Origin of the sequence: Thiohalomonas denitrificans, assembly GCF_900102855.1 — a bacterium.
Taxonomy (GTDB): domain Bacteria; phylum Pseudomonadota; class Gammaproteobacteria; order Thiohalomonadales; family Thiohalomonadaceae; genus Thiohalomonas; species Thiohalomonas denitrificans.
In genome coordinates, this window is record NZ_FMWD01000012.1 from 1 (window position 1) to 23764 (window position 23764).

Genomic DNA, 23764 nt, shown 5'->3' on the forward strand with positions numbered 1-23764 from the left:
AAAGGTCGAGATGCTATTTGCGCACCTCAAACGCATTATGAAGCTCGACCGGCTACGACTGCGAGGATTAAGCGGGGCGCAAGACGAATTTCTCCTCGCAGCCACGGCACAGAATCTTCGGAAGCTAGCCAAAATGTTGGGGCAACCTCCGCCTACCCATAGGATAGGTGCGCCTACTTGAGACGAATCCACCCAAAAAACACCATCCCAACCCACCATCCAGGCCGGCTGGTGGCAAAAACAAGAAAAACACCCCTCGCGCTCTTCCTTTTGATACTGCCTGACGGCAAATTTGACCCTGGTTTTTCAACAGAATCGGTCGGAAGCGGTCATCCTCAGATCGATGACTGGTTCTGCGTCCGTTCAACAGAAGTGCTTATCCAAGGCCGCTACTCAGGAGAAAAACCACTCAACCGGCCTTGATACCTTGCGCCTTAGGCTACTGTCTCGGACGCACGGTCGGAAGGTAGGCAGTTCCGAATGGCGACCATAAGCTTTTCTTATAGATTTAGACCTTGTCAAAATATTAGAAAACCCTCATAGTGCGCGCCCTATGACTCCGCCCTAGCGCACACACACTCCTTCCGGCCGAACCGCTGCACGGTGATGCCTTGCCGGCATCCACGCCCTCGATTCAGCCCGATCCGACCGAAATCGATCCGGATCCGCAGTACCAGCCGCGGACACGGGGCCGCTTTCGGTCACGGATGGCGTTACATAACGCCCCTCGATTTTCGAAGACACAAGAACACCGGTCCCACCAGAGCTGTCAGGAATCCGTCCTGTGCCCGTTGGCAGGAATGGACGGGGTCCTTTTTGCTCGTGATGGTGAACCGCACGGACTCTGGAAACATAAATGCTCGAGACGCTCAGAAAAGACTGGCTGATGAATATCCGTGGCGACGTCCTTGCCGGCGTGGTGGTTGCCCTGGCCCTCATCCCGGAAGCGATTGCCTTTTCCATCATCGCCGGTGTTGATCCCAAGGTCGGCCTGTACGCCTCCTTCTGTATCGCCGTGGTCATCGCCTTTGTGGGTGGTCGGCCGGGCATGATTTCCGCGGCCACGGGCGCCATGGCGCTGCTGATGATCACGCTGGTCAAAGAGCACGGGCTGGAATACCTGCTGGCGGCCACGCTGTTGACCGGGGTTCTGCAGATCGGCGCCGGCTACCTGCAGCTCGGCTCGCTGATGCGTTTTGTCTCGCGTTCGGTGGTGACCGGCTTCGTCAATGCCCTGGCGATCCTCATCTTCATGGCGCAGCTGCCGGAGCTGACCAACGTGACCTGGCACGTGTATGCCATGACCGCCGCCGGGCTGGGCATCATCTATCTCTTTCCCTACATCACCAAGAGCATTCCGTCGCCGCTGGTAACCATCGTGGTACTGACTGCCATTGCCCTGTTCCTGGATCTGGAGATTCGCACGGTGGGGGATATGGGCGAGCTACCGGATACCCTGCCGGTGTTCCTGTGGCCCGACGTGCCGCTGACGTTAGAGACCCTGAGCATCATTTTCCCCTACTCCCTCTCCCTGGCCGTGGTCGGTCTGCTGGAGTCCATGATGACCGCCACCATCATTGATGACCTGACGGACACCTCCAGCGACAAGAACCGTGAATGCAAGGGGCAGGGGATCGCCAATATCGGCTCGGGGCTGCTGGGTGGGATGGCCGGCTGCGCGATGATCGGCCAGTCGGTAATCAACGTGAAATCGGGTGGCCGTGGCCGGCTCTCGACGTTTACCGCCGGTATGGTGTTGCTGCTGATGGTGGTGTTCATGGGCGAATGGGTCTCGCAGATCCCCATGGCGGCCCTGGTGGCGGTGATGATTATGGTGGCGATCGGTACCTTCAGCTGGGATTCGCTGCGCAACCTGAAGAAGCATCCACCCAGCTCCAGCATCGTCATGGTCACTACGGTGGCGGTGGTGGTCGGCACCCACAATCTCGCCTATGGCGTTTTTGTCGGGGTACTGCTGGCCTCCCTGTTCTTCGCCAACAAGGTGGGGCAGTTCAAGTATGTAAAAACCGAGTTGAGCGAGGACGGCAGCCGCCGAACCTACCGGGTGGTCGGTCAGGTCTTCTTCGCATCGGCGGACAAGTTCGTGGAGTTCTTCGACTTCAAGGAGGCGATTGAACATGTGGTGATCGATGTCTGCCAGGCGCATTTCTGGGACATCACCGCGGTCGGTGCCCTCGATAAGGTGGTCATCAAGTTCCGTCGTGAAGGTACCGAAGTGGAGATCATCGGTCTCAACAAGGCGAGTGCCACCATCGTCGACCGCTTTGCCGTGCATGACAAGCCGGAGGTCGTGGACGAATTGATGGGGCACTGACGGAACCGGCGTCCTCACTCGAGGAGCGGCGGAAGCCGCGACAGGTGAATTCTTCCCGGTTCTCTCATTCCCCATCCGCCGCCCGCTTCGGTTATGCGGTTGTTCTGGGGCAAGGTTCTATTGTCGGCCATGGGATGGTACAACGGGTCTCACTGTTTCAAGACCCTACGATTCATCGGCGGTAATCAGCCGGGGCGATGCCATTCAGCTTCACGGAGACCATCAAAACATGACCAACGTTACCGCCTGTATCGACGGCTCCAGTGCATCCCCTGCGGTCTGTGACTATGCGGCCTGGGCCAGCCTGCGCATGGAGGCGCCACTGAACTTCCTGCATGTACTGGACAAGTCCGAGTACCCGGCGCAAAGCAATCTCAGTGGCAATATCGGACTGGGTAGCCGTGAGGCACTGCTGGAAGAGCTGGCCGACCTGGACGAGAAACGCGGCAAGCTCGCCCTGGAGCAGGGGCGGCTGATGCTGGAGGCTGCACGCGAGAGGGCGATTGAAGATGGCGTCGCGGATCCCGCTACCCGCCAGCGCCATGGGGATCTGGTCGAGACCCTGACCGAGATGGAAGAGGAAATCCGTCTCCTGGTGATCGGCAAGCAGGGCCGGGATGGCGACAGTGTCGGTGAACACATCGGGAGCCACCTGGAAAACGTGGTGCGCATCATGCACCGCCCCATCCTGGTTACAACGCCGCTGTTTCAGGAGCCCGGGCGCGTCATGATTGCCTTTGACGGCAGTGCCACGACCCGCAAGGGTGTCGAAATGGTGGCATCCAGCCCGCTGTTTCGTGGCCTCCCCTGTCACGTGGTGATGGTGGGAGCAGAGGACGCCGATACCCAGGCAGAGCTGAACTGGGCCAAAGAGACGTTGGAGGCCGCAGGCTTCGAGGCGCCGGCAACCATTCTTCCCGGTGAAGTCGAATCCGTTCTCTGTGAATACCGCAAGGAGCACGACATCGATATGCTGATCATGGGTGCCTATGGCCACTCACGGATCCGACAGTTCCTGGTCGGCAGTACGACCACCAGCGTGGTCCGGAGCGCCAACGTGCCGGTATTGTTGCTGCGCTGATAGCTCCACCACACGCCTCGTGAGTAACTGCCCCTGTCGTGGTTGCTCTGTTTTGGCACTGACTCCGAAGAACTTGCCCTGCTGTCTTTGCGAGCCTCACCCGCCGCTTCGCAGGCCCCCGGATTGGTGAAGAACGTGTACCCCGTGGTTCAGCCGCCCCGGGCCTCGGCACAGGTAATGCAAAGAGCTGCTGTCGGGTCGAATTCCAGGCGGCGTTCGTTGATCGGCTCGTCGCAATCAATGCAGTAGCCGTAGCTCCCGTCGTCGCAGCGTCGCAGTGCCCCCTCAATCCGGCGTAACGCCAAATCGACCCGCTGACTGGCGTTTTGGGCCATTGCTTGCTGCTGAAGCGCATCCATTCTCGAAAGTCGGCCGACACTGGATTGATCCAGTTTGACGGTTGCCGTAGAGGCATCGCGGGTTGCCTGCAGTGAGAGGATTTTTTCACGCTCCTGCAGGAGCCGTGCGCGGAAATGTTCGATATCGGGCATTTTCCGGGGCTCTTCCGTTGCGGCGGAGGTGTTGAGCGTCCGCCTTAATCGAGGCGCTCGAAAAAGGCAGTCTGTGTCGGATGGCCCACATCGGGATGGTAATCGCCGAAACCGCCGACGGTAACCCGATAGCCGTTACGGCACGCAACACCCGCAACCCAGCTGCGGAATTTGGCCCGGTCCCATTCGAATTGGTGGTCCTGCTCGCGAAACTCGCCGGGTGCCAGGCCGAAGAGCGGGTTGTATTCGCGGTTCGGTGTCGTCATGAACACCACGCCCGGGCGTATTTGGCCAAACACGGACCGTTCGACACCGGAGAGGGCTCCGGGTTTCACATGCTCTATGGTTTCCACCATCGCGGCGGCATCGAAACCGGTTAGTGCTGTCTGTGAATCCGCATAAGATCCCCGGATCAAACGCAGTCGGGTCGATGTGCCTTGCAGATAGTCCGAGAGGTTATCCCTGGCCTGGAGCAATGCGTGGCCGGAGGTTTCGATCCCCACGATATCCTCAAACTGTTCATCGCGGACCAGGTGATGGAGCAAAGCGCCTGAACCGCACCCCAGATCCAGTATCCGTGATGCGCCGGTGGCCTTGATTCGATGATAGGCATGATCCAGACGGGCCTCGTGTAACGAGGTCATCCGGGGCATCATCGCTTGTGAGTGCGCCCCGTCAAAGTACATCAGGCAATACCGGATTTGCAGGCATCAGGCACCTAGCTTATCCCGTATGCACCCTGTTGTGAATCCGCTGGCCGCCGATCACGGCACTTGCAGGCCGCGGCGTGAGAACGACCTCAGGCGGACGGCTCGGCCGAAGCGCTATCGGCCGAGCCGGACACACTCAGTGTGGCAGTGGTCCGCCCGGACCCTTTTTTTCCTCATGCTCGCGAGTCTGCTCTTTGGCACGTCGCTCGCTCTCCTCGATGGAGGAGCTTGCCGCCTGACCGGCCTGCCGAATCTTCTCTTCCGCCTGTTGTGCAGCACTGGAGGCGCGGCTACCGGCGGTCTCGCTGACCTTCTCACTGAGCCGTTCCCCGGTCTCCTGTGCCTTGGGCGATGCTTTCGCGCGTGGCATTGCCGCCCCGAACAGGGCCCCGAGAGCCACCCCGATGGCGCCCAGCACCAGGGGTTGCTCCTGGAACATGCGTCCGGTCTGATCGCGCAAGTCGCTGCCGCTCCGGGAGGCCCGGGTCATCCAAAGGCGCCCTTGCTCCCGCAGTGCCTCTGCGCGCTCTCGCGTCTGACCAGCCTTCTCGGCCATTCGTTGCCGGGTCTCCTCGGCCCGAGCCTGTACCTTCTCCCGTTTCTCAGCAGCCCTGGCGGCCTTCGCCTCTCGCTTCTCGGCAGCCCTGGCGATCCTGGCCTCTCGTTCCTCAGGGGATTCGGGCGGTTTCCTCGAGTTCATTGCCAGCCAGCCGATCCCGATCCCTGTCAGTGCTACCGGCAACGGATTGCGACGGATGTCTTCCGACAAATTGCCGGCAAACTCCTTGGTGCCGGACTTCTGAACATAATCGGCGATTACATGCATTATGGATTCGGGTGTGAAACGCCTTGTCAGTTCCTCCAGAGTGGCGTTCATTTCCTGACGGGTATCCTCGAGGTCGCGCTCGATTTCCTCCGGAGTCATCGGTCGGCCAGCCTGACCGTTACCACCGGGATGCCGTTCGTATGCCGTCCGTTCGCTCATGATTTGTTACCCCTTCAGTACCTGTCGATCCCGTTTGAAAGAGTCGATTGTGTGGTGAGGTTTCAGTCCCTCGGCCGAGACTTTCTTGCGACCGCTTTGCAGGATTATCAATCCCACCAGAGCGACTACCACGCCCACAATCAACGGTGCCACCCAGGGTTGGGTCGTCCAAGGTTCAATCAGCTCTGCAAGTACCACGGTAGCAGCCCAGAGCAACACCAGCAGGCCACTAAAGGCAACCAGCGCACCGGTGAGGATGGACACGGCACCGCTCGTGACCTGATCGACCTTTTCACTCATTTCCGCTTTTGCCAGGTGCACCTCGTCCCGTACCAACGTCGATGTTTCACGCGAGAGATCGGCGATCAACGACGCCAGCGATTTATCCGAATTGGCCATGATCACTTCCTCCTTAAACTTAGTGCGGAGCTCCGGGTTTGCGGGTTTCCAGCTCGCCGTATTCGGCCTCGGCCCGGGGGTAGCTTTCACCAGCCCCGGTCTGGACCCCGTGGGGCGGCGATGCAGTCACTGCCGAAGATCGCTCCCCTCCGGATGGACGCGCTGACTTGAACACCTGGGAGAGCGCGATCCCGGCGAGAACGGCACCACCCATGAAGATCGCCGGGCGCGCCCGCGCGAAGTCCGTCGTGCGATCGATGAGTTCCTGACTGTCACCCGACGACAGGTTTCGCGAAAGCCGCTCCAGCCCGTCCCCTGCCCAGTGGGCGTAATGGCTGGACGATTCGTCACCCTCCCTTTCCAGGTGCGAGGCGGCCGAATGCATAGCCGACGCCCAATGCTCCGCATAGCGTGCGAACACACGCCGCTGCTCATCCACGATACCGAAACCGCTCCGGCGAGCCTGTTCCAGTACGGCCCGGGATTGCTCACGTGCGACTTCCGCAACTTCCTCAGCCGCCGCCCGGGGCGATTCGCCGGTGGTTTTTCCTTGATGACCCGTTTCCATTTCTGCCTCCTTGTCCTTGGTGTTGCGAAGGATTCTATCCAGAGCGTTGTTCAAAAAGAGAGAAATGGAAATCGGTGAAAGTACGCATGGACCACCAGGAGGCGGCCTTTCTGCTATGGATTGCGTATAGCGTCCGACTATTCCGTATCGCAAAGCGGCTTGTCCCGCTCAGGAGGTTCTTTGGTTTTGCTGAAGGCATTTCGACAAGCCATGCACATCCTCTCCAGCCCGGTGAGGGGCGAGGCGCGACGGCGGGGGCTGATTATCCAGCCCTATCGCGGCTATGGCACACGTCAGGAAATCTGCCTGATGGGGCGGGTATATCGTCAGGCCGGACCGTTGTTTGGGCGCGAGGGAAGCCTGTTGGGCGATGTGGGCGATATTGGCCGGCGGGTGATGCGGCGGGGCCAGGCCGATGTCATTGTCCGGGCGAGTTTCGGTGGCACCGAACAGCGGGTGAATACCGATCGGGACGGCTATTTCCGTATCCATCTGCGAACGCGACAGGCGCCTGCGAACCAGCACTGGCACAGTGTCGCACTCAGGCTGGTCCAGCCACCGGAGCCGGAGAGCGACACCGAAGGTCAGGTCTACATTCCCCCCGATTCAGCACGTCACGTGATTATCAGCGACATCGACGACACGGTCGTCTTTACCGGTGTCGCCAACAAGATAGGCATGCTGTGGCGGCTCTTCATGCAGGGGCCGAAGAGTCGCACCGCCTTTCCCGGTGTAAGCGCCCTCTATCGTGGCCTGCACGAGGGACCGGGTGGCGGGGAGCACAATCCGATTCTCTACGTCTCACGCGGCCCCTGGGGACTGTATGAACTCCTCGAGGAATTCTTTCAGCTGCACAACATTCCGGTCGGTCCGATCATGTTCCTGCGCGAATGGGGGCTCTCCCCCCTGCGCCCGTTTCCGCGCCGGGACGAAGGGCACAAGCTCGATCTGATCAGAACCATGCTCGCGCTCTATGCGGACATGCCCTTCGTTCTGGTGGGTGACAGTGGCCAGCAAGACCCGGAGGTGTACACCCGAATCGTGCAGGAGTATCCGGGGCGGGTGAGCGCCGTCTATATCCGCAATGTGAGCCTGGGTCCGAAACGCGTCGGCGCGATCAAACAACTGGCCGAACAGATCGCAGCTGCGGGGAGCACTCTGGTCCTGGCTGCCGATAGCTTCGCGATGGCCAGGCATGCCGAAGCGCACGGCCTGCTTGCACCCGAAGCGCTTGAACGCATTCTCGAGGAGGAGGAGCGGGAGGAGGAGAGCGCCGAACCACACCTCCAGCGGCGGGTGACCGTTACCGGAAGGGATCCAGTGCGTGCACGTGAATTAGTGGAAAGGGAGCTCGGTGAGCAGCAACACGGAATCGAAATCCCCGATGTAGTGGTGGAGACCGAAAAGAATCGACCGAAATAACCGGACGACGAGACCACTGCCCGGCACTCCACCCGCTGTTCCCGTTTTCGGTTTCGGTTATTCAGCTTCATTTCATCGGCTCGACCCTAAACTGGTTACGAGTCACAGAGGAGTGCACCGATGAAATTGCTGCTACTGATGTTTGTTACCGCTATCGCCCTGCCCGGGGCGCAGGGATCCGCATGGGCCGGTGACGAGGGGATACGGGCCGACGTTGGGCCTGCAAACCAGACGGTCCCCGCTGTCTTCGTTCGAGTCATACGACTGCTTGCCACCGGACCGGACGGCGAGCAGCGATCTCTGTACGAGGATCCGGAGGGTCGGGTGGTGCCGTTGATGAAGATGGACAAACTCGGCGAGTCGGTGATCACCGAACATCTGCCGACAGGTGCCTATTACAATCTCCAGGCAGGATTAGCCAATGAACTGATGGTGGCAACTGTCGATGGCCGGTTGGTGACCATGCCCTACACCCGGGATGGCTCCGATCCGAAACTTCCGCTGAACGGTGCGGTACTGGTTGCCAAAGACGGGGCCAGTGTGCCGGGGCTTGTTCCACAATTTGTATTCGATAGTCAGCACGCCTTCGGCCGCCCCCGCAACCGGGACCATGATGAAGACCGCGAGCACGACGACGACTGAACCGCAGCTACGACCGGTTACGGATCGGGCCGGGACCGAATCGGAAGTGCCTCAATGGTAACCCGTATGTTGGGTCACCTTGCCGCGAAATACGCGATAGACGTGAACTGTATAGCCCAGCACCAGCGGCAACAGCAGGAGCACGCCGATAAGCATGAAGGACAGGCTTTCCGGTGGCGAGGCGGCGTCCCAGATGGTGTAGTGACGGGGGACCACGTAGGGCCATAGACTGACACCGAGACCCGCGTAGGCGAGCAGGAACAGTGCAATGGCAAAGGGGAATGGCCCCCGCTCACGGCGAACCGATAGCAGGTGCCATGCACGCCAGACGCACCAGGCGGTCAACAGGGGGATCGGGGAGAGGTAGAACAGATTCGGCAGCGTAAACCAGAGGGCGGCGATCTCCGGTTGCACCAGGGGTGTCCAGATACTGACCAGCACGATGAAGAAACTCATGCCGACCAGTAAAACCCGGCCGGCCCGAAAACACCACTCCTGCAACGGCCCTTCGGTTTTCAGGATCAGCCAGGTTGCTCCCAGCAGCGCATAACCATTCACCAGGGCCAGGCCCGTCATCAGACTGAACGGGGTCAACCAGCCAAATGTCCCGCCGATATAGCGACCCTCTTCGACCTCGAAGCCTTCCACGAAACCACCCAGAACGAGTCCCTGAGCAAAGGCCGCAATGGCAGAGGCAAAAAAGAAGGCGTAGTTCCAGAGATGGCGTTTCTCGGCTCTGGGGCGAAACTCGAACGCCACGCCGCGAAACACCAGTGCCGCCAACAGCACCATCACTCCGGCGTAGAGTGCTGGCAGCACCACTGAATAGGCCAGCGGAAAGGCGGAAAACAGGGTGACACCGCCCAGTACCAGCCAGGTCTCGTTACCATCCCAAACCGGTGAGATCGTGGCGATCATTCTGTCGCGATCCGCATCGTCCGGGACAAAGGGAAAAAGGATGCCGACTCCCAGATCAAAGCCATCAAGGATGACATACATGCCGATGGCAAGCAGCAGGATACCCGCGGCGACGATGACCCAATCCATGCGTTATCTCTCCTTCGGTGCTGATGGAAACCAGGCAGTACGGGGGGCCCCCGGGATACCTTCGGAGGGAACTTGCTCATCGGGTCCGCGCTTCACCAGGCGATAGAGGAAAAACAGAAAGGCGCCCAACAGCAGGTTGTAGACCGCTACGAACATTATCAGCGAACCCGCAACCGAAGAGAGTGGCAATGGGGTAGCCGAGTCAATGGTTCGCAACAAGCCCTGCACTACCCATGGCTGGCGACCGATTTCGGTAACGAACCAGCCGGCGATTACCGCCACGAAGCCGAGGGGACTGGCAACGACCAGCAGCTGAAGGAACCAGCGGCTGTCATAGAGTCGGCGGCGCACTCGCAGGAGCGTGCCGAGCAGTGCCATCCCCAGCAGGAAAAAGCCGATGTAGAGCATCACCCGAAAAGACCAGAACACGGGGCCTACCGGAGGGCGCTCTTCCGGGCCTACGCTGTCGAGTCCCTGCACCACGGCCGCCGGGTCGTGCTTCAGAATGAAGCTGCTTGCGCCCGGTATTTCCAGTGCGTACCGATTCTTCTCCTGGTCCTCATCCGGTATCCCGAAAATCACGAAAGGGGCGTGGGCACGGGTCTCCCACAGCCCCTCCATGGCAGCGACCTTGACCGGTTGATGTTCGAGCGTGTTCAGACCGTGCAAGTCTCCAATAAGAACTTGTCCGGGCGCCACAATCAAGGCGGTCCACATGGCCATGGAGAGTGTGCGCTGTGACAGGTCGATGTGGCGGTCACGAAGCAGGTACCACGCGGAGACCCCTGCCACCACAAATGCCACTGTCAACAGGGAGGCATTCAGCATGTGCGCAAGGCGATAGGGAAACGACGGATTGAAGACGACGGTCCACCAGTCATCGGGGAAAAAAATGCCGTCACGCAGGGTATAACCTACCGGCGTATGCATCCACGAGTTGGCCGAGAGTATCCAGAAAGCCGACAGCACCGTACCAATCGCGACCATGACGGTGGCGAAAAAATGCAACCGGGGGCCGACCTTGCCCCAGCCGAACAGCAGGATGGGGAGAAAGCTGGCTTCGAGAAAAAACGCCATCAGTACTTCATAGGAGAGCAGCGGCGCCAGTACATTGCCGGTGGTGCGGGAGAATCCATTGAAGTTGGTGCCGAATTCGAACGAAAGCACGATGCCGGAGACCACGCCGACGCCGAATGCAAGGCCGAAAATCTTCATCCAGAACCGGAACAACACCATGTAGGCGTGGTCATGGGTGCGCAGCCACGCACCGTGCAGTGCAACCAGAAAGATCGAGAGGCCGATCGTCAGTGTTGGGAAGAGAATGTGAAACGCCAGGGTAAACGCCATCTGAAAGCGCGATAGAAATACCGGATCGGCGATGTGTTCCAAGGTCGCACTCCTGTCTCTCCATACCGTGCCATCAAAGATAGACGTTAGAAAGTTCAGGAGTGCAAAGGCCGCGGCCCCGGCCTGGGCGAGTGTATGCTCGGGAGGGAAAAAAGGTGGCGAGGCCGTTTTGGCCTCGCCGGTGGCCTGTTACGCCTGGCGCCGCACCGGCCTCTGGGACATCACCCAGACTGCATCGGCCGCCACGATAAATCCTACGATGACGTGATTCCACATCGCGGCGTTCTCCGCAGTGAATGCCAGCACGAATGGGGCAATGAGGATCCAGATGCCTACCACCAGATTGATCCACTCCTCCCAAATCTGCGGGCGGGCGAGGGCCCAGGCGGACATCACGGCAACCACAGCACCGAAAATCCACGAGTTCCATGCTGCTGTTTCGACAATGCCGATTCCGAAAAATGGTGAAAGGAAGAGCCAGATACCAAGTATCAGGCTTACCCAGTCCTGCCAGCGCTGCCTCTGTTCCATGGCACACCTCCTTGAAGCTCAGAGGACGGTCGGGAAATCCGAACGGCCAATGCCTCTATCGGGAACGCTAGCGCGAAACACCGCAACCGCAAGGGCTACGCTTTTTAGTAATACCGGAGTGGCGTTCATCGGTCTTTTTCCGGACAGGTTTGTCGCATGGTTGCAAACGCATTTCATCGCATGCTTTTCAGGTGGGTCGTACTGTTATCGTTACTGTTTGGCTCCGGGGTTTATGCCCAGAGCTTTGGTGGACTGGGGTTTGTGCGGGACGACGGCAGCATAGGCGTGGGGAATCGAACGGTTTACTTGTGGGGCATTCACATTCCCCTGGAGGATGAAACCTGTTTTACGTTCATGCGCCCGGTGCGCTGTGGTCCGCGTCCGGTACTGGCGTTGTCCCTCAAAGTGGAGGGTTTTATCCGCTGTCGCACTATGGACACGAGACCGGACGGGAGCATAGAGGCGCAGTGCATGACCGACGGTGCCCCCTTTGCCGAGGGCGAAGATCTGGCGTCTTTCCTGTTGAAGAATGGATGGGCGATGGCCCGCCCCGAAGCTCCTTTCGAATATCATGCCCAGGAGCGCGTGGCTCGTCACCGCAATATCGGGATCTGGGGGATTCCCCAAGCCAGTAGACCTGGAGCACCAAACCGATAACGGGGGAAGCGATTGGAGGGCCGGGGGATTACAGCAGCGGCGTATCCAGTACCCGTAGCGGTTTGATCAGCCAGTATTGGTAGGCGGCGACGGCGGGCCACTGTTTCGCTTGCCAGTGGTCCGTAGGCCCGAATTCAATCATTGCAGGAGCATCGGTCTGATCGCCGGCCGGCGCGAGCAGATAGCGGTAGGTCCGCGGTGGTCCGGCGGCCATCAGTCGTTCCGGCTTTTCGAGTACACGTTCCGCCAGTGCTTCGGAATCGGCGACGATCACCAGTTCACTATTGACCAGCATGCTCAGTGGATCAAAATTATAGGTGCCGACCAGCGAAACCCGCCGATCCACGACGGCGATCTTGCTGTGGAGATTGTGGCGGTCTCCGCCCACATACAACTGTAATGAGGGGATCCGCTGGAGCAGCCGTGGCCACTGATCAAAGAAAAAGGCTTGGCCGATGGCGCGGTCCCGGGCGGCGGGACCGTTGGTCAGGATGGTGATGCGCACGCCCCGCTCGGCAGCCTCCTCCAGCAGTTCGGCGGCGTCCTTGAGCAGCACCAGATAGGGACTCTGGATGAAGATCTCTTCTCGGGCGCTGCGGATCAATCGAATAAGACTGCGGGTGATGGCATCATTGGGGTTGATTAGTCGTGTGCGACTGTTCAGCAGCCGTACGCGTGTCGATTCGTACCCCGGGGATTCAGAGTCGAGGATTCCGTGCAGGCCGGGCATGCCTTGTAGCTGGTGAGCCCAGGTCTGCTCGATATCCGCGGTCCTGTCCGGTAGCCCGAGCCCTCGCAGCCATTCATCCATCAACTGGTAGGCCTCGAGCAGGTCGTCCTCGGAGCCATCGAGATGCAGTGCCCCGCTCTGCATCGGTTTCGCTTCTCCACTCGTGAACTGTGCCTCGAAGGCCGTCGTCATGGCTGCTGCAATCTGCCTGCCGGCGAGGAGGACGTCCGTATCGTGAAAGGCAGTCGGGTCATCGGCTGGCGGGCTAAAGTATTCCCGGGAGATATTGCGCCCGCCAGTAAGCGCACGCCGACCATCCACGACCAGGATTTTGTCGTGATCGCTGGCGATGACTGCTGCCGGGTTGAGGGTCAGGAAGGCATCGAGGTAGCGGTATTTGAGCGGCCGGTAGACCCGCACCTGCACGCCCGGTGTTCGTACCAGAACCCCGAGATAGCCGTTGCCGCGCCTGTCCCGGGACATTTCGGTGCCCATGGCATCGAGCAGCACTCGGATACGCACGCCTTCCCGCGCCTTTTTAATCAGGTGCCCCAGCAGAGCGGCGCCGAAGACATCCTGCTTGAGAATAAAATAGCTGACGTCGATGCTTTGCCGGGCTTCGGCCAGAAGCCGCCAGCGAGTGAGCCATGCTGTTGCATTGTCATCCAGCAACGCGACGCGGCTCTGTTCACTCCCATTCGCGGCGGGTAGCGCGAGAAATACATCGGAGAGGTTCATCTCCGGATCCATGGGGTCCGGGAAGGCGCCGCGCCCTTCCGGGGCGGTTGGAAGCTGCACCTCCAGCAGCAGATTTCCGGCGCCCCATAACAGGGCCAGCACGGCAGCCATCATCGATATCGTGCGAAGCAGACGCTTCATGCCATTCCCTGTCCCGGTCGATTCGGCTTCGGAGAAATTCCGCACTACCCCATCTGTGTGGTCAGGCTTTCTGTGTCGAGGATATCCGCCGAGCGATTTGATCCCGGGTTACGATGCACTTCCCCCGGTCATGGAAGTGAGTCGCTCCAGGCGCCGAATCCGCTCGGACTCGTCGCCCGCCAGATCGCAGGCCAGAATCCGGGTCCACTGGTTGCGCCGCAGGCTATCGCGCCAGGCGCTATAGCCAACCATGGTCGGTGCCGTCGCCCACTTATAGCGGACCGCCAGCCCGTGGTGGTCCGAGGCCTCGCTATCGAGCACGGTCACTTCCGATGGCAACAGATCCGGGGTGGCGAATACCGCATCCAGCGGCCACTGCGGAGCCCCTGCGGGGTAGGTCGCCCAGGTTTCCAACTTGACCGCATCACGGGCAGCCACCCAGAGCCGGGCATCGATCAGCGGACCACTGGAGAGTACGTCATGGGTCCGATCCGCCGCGAAATGCCGCCGCATAGCTGTCATTGGGCTGGGTACTGCATTGATGTCTCCCATCAACACGGTCGGTACGTCGTTTTCGACAAATCGGGCCAGCACCTCGGCAGCCTGGCGTTCGCGCCGCTCCGGAACAAACGGCTCAAGGTGAGTCACCAGCAGATCGAGCTCTCGGCCGGCGACGGCGATCCGTGCCTTGAGCACGCCGCGTGGTTCCTCCATTGAACCCAGCCAACCGGCCTGCCGCGGTGAGGCCGATGGCACGCCGGGGCAATCCGAACCAAGCAGGCAGTCCCGGGTTTCCAGGATGGGGTGGCGCGATAGCAGCGCGTTCCCGAATCGCACCTCCAGCCCGGGGATATCGCGGCTCCAAGTCTCGCCTCTCCGTATCCGGTAAGCATAGCCGGTCAGTTTTTCCAGCTCTGCGGCCAGAAACGCCGCCTGATCCAGCCAGCCGCTGCGACGGGAGTCGAAATCCACCTCGTTGAGGCTCACCACATCGACCGGTGCATTCGCGGGGGCCGCGCTCGCGATCCGGCGTGCGATGCGGCGCAGGTTTTGCTCTGCCGTGGCGCGGTCGACCCATAGCTGCCAATCCGGGCCGAGGCCCGAGTGGAGATTGAAGGTGACCGCCCGAAGGGGTGGCGCATTGTTCAGAAAAGTGGATTCCGGAAGGGCACCGCCGGCCAGCCAGTCCGGGGGCAGTTGAGCACATTCACCGACAGTGGTGGCCTGACCGAACGCGCTCGGCATCTGTACGTGGTGCAAAAGCGGAAGCCCCAGGACCCCGGTTACCGGGAGGAGGATCAGGAAAAACCATCGGAGGTAGGTTCTCAAAAGACGGTGAATCACGTAAGCGGCGGCTTCCAGGGTTTCAGGGTTTCGCAGACCTTACCGGTGCAGCAATCGGGCTTCTTGCGACGGGTTCACATGGCAGTGAACTTCCGCACAGGATAGTAGGCAGATGAATGTACGTACGCTATCCAGGGGAACGCAAGTGCAGGTCGTCCGGGTGCATTCTTTTTTCGGCTGCGAATGGCTTTTGGGCTATACCTTCGGCAAAGCCGAACCTCCAAAGTTCCGGAGCGCCTATGGAATCCGCGAAGCCCGAACCCGATCACAAGGCTCGAGGCGAAGTCTACCGTCATACGGCGACGGTGCGGGTCACCCACTGGCTGAATGTACTGTTCCTGACGTTCATGCTCGGAAGCGGATTGCAGATCCTCAATGCGCATCCCTCCCTTTACTGGGGCAGTCGTTCCGACCCGGACGCTGCCTGGCTCGAGTTCAGTGCGCGGTTGGCCGCTTCTGGGCAGCTACGCGGTTATACCCGACTGTTTAGCCGCGAATTCGATACCACCGGCATACTCGGTGTTTCGGAAGGCCCCGCAGGCACACTCGAGCAGAGAGCGTTCCCCGGATGGGCCACGATTCCGAGTACCCGCTGGCTTGCCATGGGGCGCCGATGGCACCTCTTTTTTGCCTGGCTGTTTGTGATCAATGGCCTGTTCTACGTCGTCTATATCATCATCACAGGGCACCTTCGTCGGGATCTGCTGCTGCGCCGCACTGAACTGAAGGGATTCGGGACCTCGCTCCTCCGGCACCTCAGTCCCCGCCGCCTGCGGGCCGAGGTCGCGGGCGGTTACAACCCGCTGCAGAAGCTGAGCTATCTCGGCGTAATCTTCCTGGCCGGGCCGCTCATCATCTTGACCGGACTGACCATGTCTCCCTGGCTGAATAGCGTATTCCCGTGGCTGCTCGACCTGTTCGGGGGGCGCCAGTCGGCGCGTAGTCTGCATTTTCTTGTCGCCTTTGCGCTGGTGCTGTTCGTGCTTGTTCATGTTGCCATGGTCGTGTTTGTCGGCCCGTTGAACCAACTGCGCGCCATGATCATCGGGCGGCTGCGAATCAAGGGGGGCAAGGGATGAAAAAGGCAAGGTCTACCGGCGGACGGCGCCGCTTCCTTCGGCACATGGGAGGATTGTCGCTGCTGCCCCTTTTAAGCGGCTGCGATGGCCTTTCTCGAACCGAGTGGTTCCCGCGCCTGCTGGCCCGCGCCGAGACGCTGAACGAGCGTCTGCACCACCTGCTCGCCAGCCGGACCTCCATGGCGCGTGAATTCACCGAGGCCGACCTGTCGCCCCGGTTCCCCAGCAACGGCACCCGCTTCCCCATTGATACGGATTACCGACAGCTGGCTGCGGCAGGTTTTGCCCCCTGGCGCCTCGAAGTCGGCGGCCTGGTAGAGCGTCCGATACGGTTATCACTGGAGCAGTTGCGGGCGATGCCCGCCCGGACCCAGATCACCCGCCATGACTGTGTCGAGGGCTGGAGCGCAATTGCCAAGTGGCGGGGCGTCCGACTGGCGGCCTTGCTGGAGCTGGTCCGGCCGCGCCCGGAAGCCCGTTACGTGGTGTTCTACTGCTTCGACACCATGGAACCGAGCGGCGCCAAATACTACGAGAGTATCGATTTCGAAGAGGCCTACCATCCGCAGACCCTGCTTGCCTACGACTGGAACGATGAGTCGTTGCCGGTTCCCTACGGGGCGCCCCTGCGGCTTCGGGCAGAGCGCCAGTTGGGCTACAAGATGGCCAAGTACATTGACCGTATTGAACTGGTCGAAAAACTGGGTGAGATACGCGGCGGTAAAGGCGGTTACTGGGAGGATCGTGGCTATGAGTGGTATACGGGTATTTAAAGGGTTGACTGTGTGGTCGGTCGCGGCCCTACTGCTGGCGGGCTGTGCCCCTGTCTCGCCGCCGGTCGAGAAACCGCCCCCGGTGGGGCCGCCTGCGGGATTTCCCGAACAGGCCTACCGGCAGGCTGCGGCCGAGGGGGCTCAGGTCTATCGCATCGATCCGGAGCGCTCAGTGATGGTGGTCGACGTCCTTCCCGAAGGCCCTCTCGCCCCCACGCTCGGCCACGCCCATACGGTCTCGACCCAACGCCTGGAGGGTTATGTGCAAAGAGGGGAAGGGGCCGAAACCGGGCAGGTGGATCTCTATCTATCGGTCTACGACCTGGAGGTCGATGAACCGGAGATACGTGCGTCAGCGGGGTTCGAGAGCGAATTGACTCAGGAAGACATTCGCGGCACTCGCCGAAACATGCTTGTCGAGGTGCTGGAAGCGGAGCGCTATCCCTGGGTCCGGCTGCGTGCCGAGCCGTTGGCGTCGCGTGACGGAGATGTCCTGCGGCTCGCGGTTGATCTCACGCTGCACGGACAGACCCGTCGGTTGGAGATACCCGTCACGCTGACCGGTTCATCGGATACCATCGAGGCCCGTGGCTCCTTTTCGCTGCACCAGAGCGAGTTCGGCATCGAGCCGTTTTCCGCACTGGGTGGCGGCCTGAGGGTGAAGGACCAACTCGATTTCCGTTTCCGGCTGATCGCCGAGGCGTTGGGTGGTTAAGGGCACTTCTAGTAATCCAACCCTCCGGGCTCGGGCCGTTTTGTCCGCTGGACTGCGTTGCAGCTCGCTCATGTAGAATAACCACACATCGCTCGCTGCGCCTTGCCAGCGAACAAAACGGCCGCGAGCAGAACCGTGTTGGATTACTAGAAGTGCCCTTACATGTCCCGGTGCCAGAAGGCGTAGAGTCCCGCGACCGCGCCGGGCAGCAATTCGACCCAGGCCTCGTACTCGGCCTCGTCCATATCGGGCTCCTCCTCGTCCGAGGTCAGCAGCGCCAGCTGGCCCATGGGTGCAAGCAGTGCCTGCGGATCCTTGGGCAGGGGGTTCCATTGTGCCTCCTGCTCCTCGACCCCGAGCATGAAGCCGAAACACCAGCCCTCGTAGGCCTCGAAGGTCTCGCCCTCTTCCTCCTCCTCGACCACCAGCGGTTCGAAAGGATGGCCCTCCCGGAGGGTCGCCTCGATGTTGTCGTAGAGACGCACCAGCTTGTCGGTCATCTGCTTCGCCTGCTCCTCATCGGCGAAACGCGGTTCCCCCCAAACCGCCCGGAGCCAGGCCTCGCTCGCCACCGGCTCGGGTCCGACAATCAGTGCGGTCAGAAAACCGTGCGCCTCATCGACCGACAGTGCATCGTCGTCGCACGCCTCGGAGAGCAGGAAGTCGTCGAGTTCCACAAGTTCCTGCTCGGATAGTCCAGTGTCAGCAGTCATGATGCATCCGGAGTCAATGGGTGGGATGGCCGGTATTCGCTGGATTGTAAAGCATTCGGGCCCGCCCCGTGCCATTTTCGGGCGATGAAAGCGCGTATGTTGCAGACGGTTGGAAAAAACCTTCACTTTGACACCCGGGTCCGCACCTCTGAGACTTCGAACAGGCGCATGGCAGAAGGTATCTCCATGGCGAAAACAAAGACCGGGCGGAGACAGCTGCAGTTTTTTCTTTGCGGCGACGTCATGACCGGGCGGGGCATCGACCAGATACTCCCTCATGCTGGTGATCCGGTTATCCATGAACCCTATGTGCGCGATGCCCGCGACTACCTGAAGCTCGCTGAAATCGCCAACGGCCCGATCCCGCGTCCGGTGGATTTCGGTTACATCTGGGGCGATGCCCTCGATGTGCTGGGGGCGGCCGCTCCCGACGCCCGGATCATCAATCTCGAGACCAGCATTACCACCAGCCCCGATTACTGGCCCCGCAAAGGTATCAACTACCGAATGCATCCAGGCAATACCCCCTGCCTCACAGCGGCTCATATCGACTGCTGTGTTCTTGCCAACAACCACGTCATGGACTGGGGCTACAGCGGGCTGGAGGAGACCCTGGAGACGCTGCGGCACGCCGGCCTGAAGCTGGCCGGGGCGGGACGCAACCGGGAGGAGGCTGCGGCGCCGGCAGTGCTGGACCTCCCGGGGGGGCAGCGTCTACTGGTGTTCGGGCTGGGGACCGGCAGCAGCGGCATCCCTGATGATTGGGCGGCCGGAGAGGAGCGCGCCGGAGTCAACCGTCTGGACGCGCTTTCGGAAGGAAACGTGCAGCGACTGGCCGAAAAGAAGCGGGAATACGCCGCACCGGGCGACTTCTGCATCGCCTCCATTCACTGGGGCGGCAACTGGGGTTACGACATCTCTGTGGAACAGCAGACCTTTGCCCGCGCCTTGATCGAGAAGGCCGGTTTTGACCTGATTCACGGCCACTCTTCACACCACATCAAAGGATTCGAGATCCATCAGGGGCGACTGATCCTTTACGGCTGCGGGGATTTTCTCAACGACTACGAAGGTATCGGCGGCCATGACGCCTATCGTGGCGATCTGTCGCTGATGTATTTCCCCTTTCTGGATCCCGGCACGGGCAGCCTGGAACGCCTGCGAATGGTCCCGATGCGCACCCGCCGCTTCCGTCTGGAACGGGCCGGGCCGGAAGAGACCGAATGGCTGGCATCGGTGCTGGACCGGGAGATGGGCCGTTTCGGTGCGGGTGTGATCCTGCGCGAAGGAGAGCTCTGGACCGACTGATCCGCGCGGGTGTTTCAAACGTTCGCAAAACGGGGTGTCTATCCTCAATCGGTAGATTCCCCGATTTTCGGATACTTTCCATGAATTCATTGCCAGGACTACTTGCCGCTCCGCAGCCCACCACGGGGAACACGGGGGCGCACGGGGGAAATAACCCGAACAACTCGTTTCACCCCGTGGTTACCAGTTCTCCACTGCAGGCGCCTGCGGTGAGTAGCCGGGCCGGTCCATGACCGCACGATTACCGCCAAAGAGTGCCGGACTGGTTTTCGAGGACGAGCGCCCGCGCGTGCGCCTGACCGGCTACTGGGTAACCACCGCCGTTGCGTCGCTCGATGATCTCATGCCGTCGCCGGGATGGTGGTCGGGTCGGGCGGTGATCATCGACGCCGGTGAACTGCAGGCGCTGGACACTGCCGGCGCCTGGTCGCTGGGAAAGCTGATCGGGGCACTGGAGAGTCAGCAACGGGAGTGGCGGATTGAGCACCTGGAGGGGCATCGGCGGACCCTGTTCGATCTAGTGCAGTCGCGGCGCTTGGAGATCCGGCCGGTGGAGCCGCCGAGGCGTCAGGGCACACTGGAGCAGCTCGGCCGTGCCAGCCATGATCATCTGAAGGTGTCCGGTGCACTGCTCGGTTTCATCGGAGAGTCCGCCGCCGCACTTTTCAATCGTTTGATGCGGCCGCGGCATCTGCGCCTGCGACTCATCCTCGCGGAAGTGGAGGAGGCCGGCGTCCGTGCGGTGCCGATTGTTGCGTTGCTCTCTTTTCTTCTGGGGGTCACGCTGGCCTACCAGGGCAGCGTGCAGTTGCGGATCTACGGCGCCAATATCTACATCGTCGACCTCACCGCCCTCACCATTTTTCGGGAGCTGGCCTCTTTGATGACCGCTGTCATCGTTGCGGGACGCACCGGTGCCGCCTATACCGCTGAAATCGGCACCATGAAGGTCACCGAAGAGCTGGATGCGTTACGCACGATTGGTATTCCCCCGTTCGATTTACTGGTGCTGCCGCGGGTTCTGGGGCTCGTGATCACTCTGCCGTTGCTAACCCTGCTGGCCGACGTGACCGGAATCTTCGGGGCCATGCTGATGGCCAAATCGCTGCTCGACATCAGCTTCCAATCGTTTCTCGACCGCATCCCCGAGGCCATCTCCATGTCGTCTTTTGTGCTGGGCCTGGTCAAGGCGCCGGTGTTTGCCGTAATTATCGCCACCGTAGGCTGTTTTCAGGGGTTCCGGGTTACCGGCGCGGCCGACAGCGTCGGCCGGCAGACCACCCTCAGCGTCGTTCAGTCTATCTTTCTGGTAATCGTCGCCGATGCGGCGTTCTCTGTACTCTTCAGCTGGTTTGGAATCTAGGAGCCTGTCGGAGAATAGACTGACCTGCTGCGGCCAAGCCTGATTGGCCAGATTTCCCGCTCATTCTCGTTAAATAGAACCACTATTCGCCGCAAATGACCGAAAGATCTGACTCAATCAGTCTTGCCCTCGTGACGCCCGCTATTCTCGGACAGGTTCCTAGCGAGTGGTTTTTACTACCGTTAAGGGGGGCACTCGCCCCTACAGAACATTGGCCGCTTTTGTGATGGTGAACGAATACGTCCTGGAGGTGCGTAACCTGCATACCTGCTTTGCAGGCGACTGCATCCACGAAGACCTCAACTTCGAGGTCCGACGGGGGGAGATCTTCGCCGTTGTGGGTGGCAGCGGCTCGGGCAAGACGGTGCTGCTGCGGGAGGCCCTGCTGTTGCAGGAACCGACCGCCGGGACGATCAGGATCTTTGGTGAGGCGTCGCGGCGGGCGGAAAAGGAGGGTTTGCGGCAGCGAACCGGCGTCCTGTTTCAGCACGGCGCCCTGTTCAGCAGCCTGACCGTCCAGCAGAACGTGGAGGCGCCCCTCCTCGAACACACTACGCTGTCGCCCCGGCTTCGCCATGAGCTCGGCTGTCTGAAGCTCGCTCTGGTGGGCCTGGCTTCCGAGAGCGGACGCAAGCTGCCGTCCCAGTTGAGCGGCGGAATGCTGAAGCGCGCGGCCCTGGCCCGTGCCCTGGCCCTGGATCCGGAACTGCTGTTTCTCGATGAGCCGACGGCCGGGCTGGACCCGGCAAGCGCTGATGCGCTGGACGAACTCATTTTGCAGCTGCGTGATTCGCTGGGCCTTACCGTGGTGATGATCACCCATGATCTGGACACTCTCTGGCGGGCTGCGGATCGGGCCATCTTTCTCGGGGAAGGGCGGATTCTGGCGGGCGGGACGATGGAGGAGATAAGCGGGAGTGGGCACCCCCTGGTTCAGGCCTATTTCCAGGGTAACCGTGGTCGTGGTGCCAGGGAGGCTGCGTGGAACCCCGGGTGAACTATATGCTGGTGGGATTGTTTGTCATTTTGCTGGGCGGCGGCCTTGGCATCTCCATCCTGTGGTTTGCAGCGGGTGGCCTCCAGCCGGAGATGCACCGCTATGTCGCCTTTACTTCACAGTCGGTCGATGGGCTGAATATCGGCGCACCGGTGACTTATCACGGCGTCAGCGTAGGTCGTGTAGCGAACATCAGTCTCGATCCACAGGACCCCCAGCGGGTGCGGCTGCTACTCGAGGTGAAACAGGACACGCCCGTGAAGGAGGATACCGAGGCCCTGATCGAATACCAGAGCTATATCACCGGATTGAAGTTCGTCAACCTGACCGGAGGCAGTCCCGATAGTCCGCCACTTACTCGCACATCCGAGCAGCATCCCTATCCGGTGATCTCTACCCGACCCTCACTGACGGCAAGCCTGGAGGAGCTGTTGCCGGAGCTGATGGAGCAGCTTCGTAGCGCTTCGGTCGATCTGGCGCGGATCACCGAGCGAACGGCCACACTGCTCAGCGAAGATAATCTTCGTGCAGTAGACCGCACGCTTGCCAACCTGGATACCATGACGGGAAAGCTTGCAGAACAAACCCGGACGCTGGGGCGCACGCTCTCCCACACGGAACAGTTCACGGCGCGCGCCAACGAGGCCCTCCCGTCCCTGCTGACCGAAACCCGACAGGCAGTGGAGGGTGCCCGCCAGGCAATGGAGACCATCGATCAGGCTGCCTCGGGAGTTGGCGAAACCACCGATAGTTTGCAGGCCGAACTCGCCCCACGCGCCGAACGCCTGCTCGGCGATCTTTCCTCTCTCAGCGAGACCCTGAACAGCTTCACCCGGCAACTCGAAAGAAGTCCCTCCATGCTGCTGTTCGGTCGGGAGCCTACGCCGGGGCCCGGAGAGAGACCATGATCCGTCACATCACCATGCCCTTGCTGATCGCCCTGTTACTGACCGGGTGCAGTTTGCCGAGCCGCACTCCCTCCACCATGACCTATACGCTGGCGGTAGAGCCGAGTGTGTGTTCGGTGGACGCCGACGGCCCCGTGATCGAGGTGGCAACGCCGGTTGCCAGTCCCGGATTCAGCACTACGGGCATGGCCTATCGGGAGCAGCCTTTCGAACTGGCCTACTTCGCCTTCAGTGAATGGGCCGCCCCGCTGCCGAAGATGTTGCAGCCGCTGCTGGTTGAGGCGCTGGAGAGTGCCGGTTTGTTTAGTGCGGTCCTGGACAGCTCCCAACGGTTGCCGGCTGATTTGCGTTTGCAGACCCGGCTGCTTTATCTCATCCACGACTTCCGTCGTGATACCAGTCGGCTCGAATTGGCGCTACGCGTCCAGGTCGTTGATGTGGCCAGTGGAGAGATTATTGCCAATCGTATCCTGCGGACGTCCGAGCCGGCCCCGACAGATGATGCGTATGGCGGAGTCGTGGCGGCGAACCGTGCCCTGGAACGTCTGCTGCCCCAGGTCGTGCAGCTCTCACGGACGGGGCTGAAGCCCCTGCAAAAGACAGACTAACCGGTTTTTGTCCCCGGATGCCAAGGCGATTTGCCGGCGTTTCCGAATGGCAAGTTCAAGCTATACTCATTCCTGCTGTGGCGGTCTGGTAGCCGGAGCAACCGAAGCAGTTCACAAGGAACGGTCGGATAA

The 23764-nt window shown here is 60.8% G+C and carries 25 protein-coding genes; 14 read left to right on the plus strand and 11 right to left on the minus strand.

What is annotated here, in order from left to right:
• The 3 genes from BLP65_RS14730 to BLP65_RS14740 all read left to right on the plus strand — a co-directional run.
• Nucleotides 1-181, plus strand: a 181-nt coding sequence (locus BLP65_RS14730) for a transposase (protein ID WP_175452602.1), incomplete at its 5' end; no start/stop codon positions are given.
• Nucleotides 182-856: 675 nt separating this feature from the next.
• The gene (locus tag BLP65_RS14735) at nt 857-2335 is read left to right on the plus strand and encodes a SulP family inorganic anion transporter (protein WP_092998755.1); all 1479 of its coding nucleotides are present in this window, start codon (nt 857-859) and stop codon (nt 2333-2335) included.
• A gap of 229 nt (nt 2336-2564) precedes the next feature.
• Entirely contained in the window at nt 2565-3416 is an 852-nt protein-coding gene (locus tag BLP65_RS14740) for a universal stress protein (RefSeq protein ID WP_092998757.1), read from the plus strand.
• Nucleotides 3417-3565: 149 nt separating this feature from the next.
• Here BLP65_RS14740 and BLP65_RS14745 read toward each other — a convergent pair whose 3' ends face one another.
• From BLP65_RS14745 to BLP65_RS14765, 5 genes are all read right to left on the minus strand, one after another.
• Complete coding sequence (locus BLP65_RS14745; RefSeq protein ID WP_092998759.1) at nt 3566-3907, minus strand: TraR/DksA family transcriptional regulator; 342 nt, start codon at nt 3905-3907, stop codon at nt 3566-3568.
• A gap of 44 nt (nt 3908-3951) precedes the next feature.
• Complete coding sequence (locus BLP65_RS14750) at nt 3952-4551, minus strand: methyltransferase (RefSeq protein WP_217632014.1); 600 nt, start codon at nt 4549-4551, stop codon at nt 3952-3954.
• Between the two features lie 202 nt (nt 4552-4753).
• Nucleotides 4754-5602 (minus strand): DUF3618 domain-containing protein, encoded by an 849-nt coding sequence (locus BLP65_RS14755; RefSeq protein ID WP_092998763.1) that lies wholly within the window; start codon nt 5600-5602, stop codon nt 4754-4756.
• Nucleotides 5603-5608: 6 nt separating this feature from the next.
• Nucleotides 5609-6001: a phage holin family protein gene (locus BLP65_RS14760; protein ID WP_092998765.1), complete on the minus strand. Its 393-nt coding sequence runs from the start codon at nt 5999-6001 to the stop codon at nt 5609-5611.
• 19 nt (nt 6002-6020) lie between these two features.
• Complete coding sequence (locus BLP65_RS14765) at nt 6021-6569, minus strand: hypothetical protein (protein ID WP_092998767.1); 549 nt, start codon at nt 6567-6569, stop codon at nt 6021-6023.
• 186 nt (nt 6570-6755) lie between these two features.
• Between BLP65_RS14765 and BLP65_RS14770 the strand changes: the two genes are divergently transcribed.
• Together BLP65_RS14770 and BLP65_RS14775 are read left to right on the plus strand one after the other, a co-directional pair.
• Complete coding sequence (locus BLP65_RS14770; protein ID WP_245688361.1) at nt 6756-7991, plus strand: App1 family protein; 1236 nt, start codon at nt 6756-6758, stop codon at nt 7989-7991.
• 120 nt (nt 7992-8111) lie between these two features.
• Entirely contained in the window at nt 8112-8633 is a 522-nt protein-coding gene (locus tag BLP65_RS14775; protein ID WP_092998769.1) for a hypothetical protein, read from the plus strand.
• A gap of 51 nt (nt 8634-8684) precedes the next feature.
• Here BLP65_RS14775 and cydB read toward each other — a convergent pair whose 3' ends face one another.
• The 3 genes from cydB to BLP65_RS14790 form a co-directional block, all read right to left on the minus strand.
• Nucleotides 8685-9680 (minus strand): cytochrome d ubiquinol oxidase subunit II, encoded by a 996-nt coding sequence (gene cydB, locus BLP65_RS14780; protein WP_092998771.1) that lies wholly within the window; start codon nt 9678-9680, stop codon nt 8685-8687.
• A gap of 3 nt (nt 9681-9683) precedes the next feature.
• On the minus strand, nt 9684-11069 hold the full coding sequence (locus BLP65_RS14785) for a cytochrome ubiquinol oxidase subunit I (RefSeq protein ID WP_245688363.1): 1386 nt from the start codon (nt 11067-11069) through the stop codon (nt 9684-9686).
• A 147-nt stretch (nt 11070-11216) separates the two neighbouring features.
• Complete coding sequence (locus tag BLP65_RS14790) at nt 11217-11558, minus strand: SPW repeat protein (protein ID WP_092998773.1); 342 nt, start codon at nt 11556-11558, stop codon at nt 11217-11219.
• A gap of 156 nt (nt 11559-11714) precedes the next feature.
• On the opposite strand from BLP65_RS14790, the gene BLP65_RS14795 reads away from it, so the two are divergent.
• Nucleotides 11715-12215: a thermonuclease family protein gene (locus tag BLP65_RS14795; protein WP_245688366.1), complete on the plus strand. Its 501-nt coding sequence runs from the start codon at nt 11715-11717 to the stop codon at nt 12213-12215.
• Nucleotides 12216-12243: 28 nt separating this feature from the next.
• Here BLP65_RS14795 and BLP65_RS14800 read toward each other — a convergent pair whose 3' ends face one another.
• Entirely contained in the window at nt 12244-13824 is a 1581-nt protein-coding gene (locus BLP65_RS14800) for a phospholipase D-like domain-containing protein (protein ID WP_092998775.1), read from the minus strand.
• Nucleotides 13825-13932: 108 nt separating this feature from the next.
• Entirely contained in the window at nt 13933-15153 is a 1221-nt protein-coding gene (locus tag BLP65_RS14805; RefSeq protein ID WP_139181526.1) for an endonuclease/exonuclease/phosphatase family protein, read from the minus strand.
• A gap of 254 nt (nt 15154-15407) precedes the next feature.
• Between BLP65_RS14805 and BLP65_RS14810 the strand changes: the two genes are divergently transcribed.
• Genes BLP65_RS14810 through BLP65_RS14820 form a run of 3 tightly spaced genes read left to right on the plus strand, consistent with a single transcriptional unit; the run spans nt 15408 to nt 17735 of the window.
• Nucleotides 15408-16247 carry a cytochrome b/b6 domain-containing protein gene (locus BLP65_RS14810; RefSeq protein ID WP_092998779.1) on the plus strand — a complete coding sequence of 280 codons (840 nt, stop codon included), beginning with the start codon at nt 15408-15410 and terminating at the stop codon, nt 16245-16247.
• Nucleotides 16244-17020, plus strand: coding sequence for a molybdopterin-binding protein (locus BLP65_RS14815; RefSeq protein ID WP_217632015.1), 777 nt, complete (start codon nt 16244-16246; stop codon nt 17018-17020). Before BLP65_RS14810 ends, BLP65_RS14815 begins: the two co-directional genes overlap by 4 nt.
• The gene (locus BLP65_RS14820) at nt 16998-17735 is read left to right on the plus strand and encodes a YceI family protein (protein ID WP_092998781.1); all 738 of its coding nucleotides are present in this window, start codon (nt 16998-17000) and stop codon (nt 17733-17735) included. The genes BLP65_RS14815 and BLP65_RS14820 overlap by 23 nt, the downstream gene beginning before the upstream one ends.
• A 158-nt stretch (nt 17736-17893) precedes the next feature.
• Here the strand turns inward: BLP65_RS14820 and BLP65_RS14825 are convergent, their stop codons facing one another.
• Nucleotides 17894-18448, minus strand: a complete 555-nt coding sequence (locus BLP65_RS14825) for a YecA/YgfB family protein (protein ID WP_175452603.1) — start codon at nt 18446-18448, stop codon at nt 17894-17896.
• 186 nt (nt 18449-18634) lie between these two features.
• Between BLP65_RS14825 and BLP65_RS14830 the strand changes: the two genes are divergently transcribed.
• The 5 genes from BLP65_RS14830 to BLP65_RS14850 all read left to right on the plus strand — a co-directional run bounded on the left by BLP65_RS14830 (nt 18635) and on the right by BLP65_RS14850 (nt 23632).
• Nucleotides 18635-19756 carry a CapA family protein gene (locus BLP65_RS14830; RefSeq protein ID WP_092998785.1) on the plus strand — a complete coding sequence of 374 codons (1122 nt, stop codon included), beginning with the start codon at nt 18635-18637 and terminating at the stop codon, nt 19754-19756.
• Nucleotides 19757-19985: 229 nt separating this feature from the next.
• On the plus strand, nt 19986-21119 hold the full coding sequence (locus BLP65_RS14835) for an MlaE family ABC transporter permease (protein ID WP_092998787.1): 1134 nt from the start codon (nt 19986-19988) through the stop codon (nt 21117-21119).
• A 226-nt stretch (nt 21120-21345) separates the two neighbouring features.
• The gene (locus BLP65_RS14840) at nt 21346-22116 is read left to right on the plus strand and encodes an ABC transporter ATP-binding protein (RefSeq protein WP_092998789.1); all 771 of its coding nucleotides are present in this window, start codon (nt 21346-21348) and stop codon (nt 22114-22116) included.
• Nucleotides 22101-23024, plus strand: coding sequence for an MlaD family protein (locus BLP65_RS14845; protein ID WP_092998791.1), 924 nt, complete (start codon nt 22101-22103; stop codon nt 23022-23024). The genes BLP65_RS14840 and BLP65_RS14845 overlap by 16 nt, the downstream gene beginning before the upstream one ends.
• Nucleotides 23021-23632, plus strand: a complete 612-nt coding sequence (locus tag BLP65_RS14850; RefSeq protein WP_092998793.1) for an ABC-type transport auxiliary lipoprotein family protein — start codon at nt 23021-23023, stop codon at nt 23630-23632. The genes BLP65_RS14845 and BLP65_RS14850 overlap by 4 nt, the downstream gene beginning before the upstream one ends.
• Nucleotides 23633-23764 lie beyond the last annotated feature (132 nt).

Coding starts and splice junctions, on each gene's coding strand:
- BLP65_RS14735 (WP_092998755.1), top strand. CDS start 857: ATGCTCGAGACGCTCAGAAAAGACTGGCTGATGAATATCCGTGGCGAC.
- BLP65_RS14740 (WP_092998757.1), top strand. CDS start 2,565: ATGACCAACGTTACCGCCTGTATCGACGGCTCCAGTGCATCCCCTGCG.
- BLP65_RS14745 (WP_092998759.1), bottom strand. CDS start 3,907: ATGCCCGATATCGAACATTTCCGCGCACGGCTCCTGCAGGAGCGTGAA.
- BLP65_RS14750 (WP_217632014.1), bottom strand. CDS start 4,551: ATGACCTCGTTACACGAGGCCCGTCTGGATCATGCCTATCATCGAATC.
- BLP65_RS14755 (WP_092998763.1), bottom strand. CDS start 5,602: ATGAGCGAACGGACGGCATACGAACGGCATCCCGGTGGTAACGGTCAG.
- BLP65_RS14760 (WP_092998765.1), bottom strand. CDS start 6,001: ATGGCCAATTCGGATAAATCGCTGGCGTCGTTGATCGCCGATCTCTCG.
- BLP65_RS14765 (WP_092998767.1), bottom strand. CDS start 6,569: ATGGAAACGGGTCATCAAGGAAAAACCACCGGCGAATCGCCCCGGGCG.
- BLP65_RS14775 (WP_092998769.1), top strand. CDS start 8,112: ATGAAATTGCTGCTACTGATGTTTGTTACCGCTATCGCCCTGCCCGGG.
- cydB (WP_092998771.1), bottom strand. CDS start 9,680: ATGGATTGGGTCATCGTCGCCGCGGGTATCCTGCTGCTTGCCATCGGC.
- BLP65_RS14790 (WP_092998773.1), bottom strand. CDS start 11,558: ATGGAACAGAGGCAGCGCTGGCAGGACTGGGTAAGCCTGATACTTGGT.
- BLP65_RS14795 (WP_245688366.1), top strand. CDS start 11,715: ATGGTTGCAAACGCATTTCATCGCATGCTTTTCAGGTGGGTCGTACTG.
- BLP65_RS14800 (WP_092998775.1), bottom strand. CDS start 13,824: ATGAAGCGTCTGCTTCGCACGATATCGATGATGGCTGCCGTGCTGGCC.
- BLP65_RS14810 (WP_092998779.1), top strand. CDS start 15,408: ATGGAATCCGCGAAGCCCGAACCCGATCACAAGGCTCGAGGCGAAGTC.
- BLP65_RS14815 (WP_217632015.1), top strand. CDS start 16,244: ATGAAAAAGGCAAGGTCTACCGGCGGACGGCGCCGCTTCCTTCGGCAC.
- BLP65_RS14820 (WP_092998781.1), top strand. CDS start 16,998: ATGAGTGGTATACGGGTATTTAAAGGGTTGACTGTGTGGTCGGTCGCG.
- BLP65_RS14825 (WP_175452603.1), bottom strand. CDS start 18,448: ATGACTGCTGACACTGGACTATCCGAGCAGGAACTTGTGGAACTCGAC.
- BLP65_RS14830 (WP_092998785.1), top strand. CDS start 18,635: ATGGCGAAAACAAAGACCGGGCGGAGACAGCTGCAGTTTTTTCTTTGC.
- BLP65_RS14835 (WP_092998787.1), top strand. CDS start 19,986: ATGACCGCACGATTACCGCCAAAGAGTGCCGGACTGGTTTTCGAGGAC.
- BLP65_RS14840 (WP_092998789.1), top strand. CDS start 21,346: ATGGTGAACGAATACGTCCTGGAGGTGCGTAACCTGCATACCTGCTTT.
- BLP65_RS14850 (WP_092998793.1), top strand. CDS start 23,021: ATGATCCGTCACATCACCATGCCCTTGCTGATCGCCCTGTTACTGACC.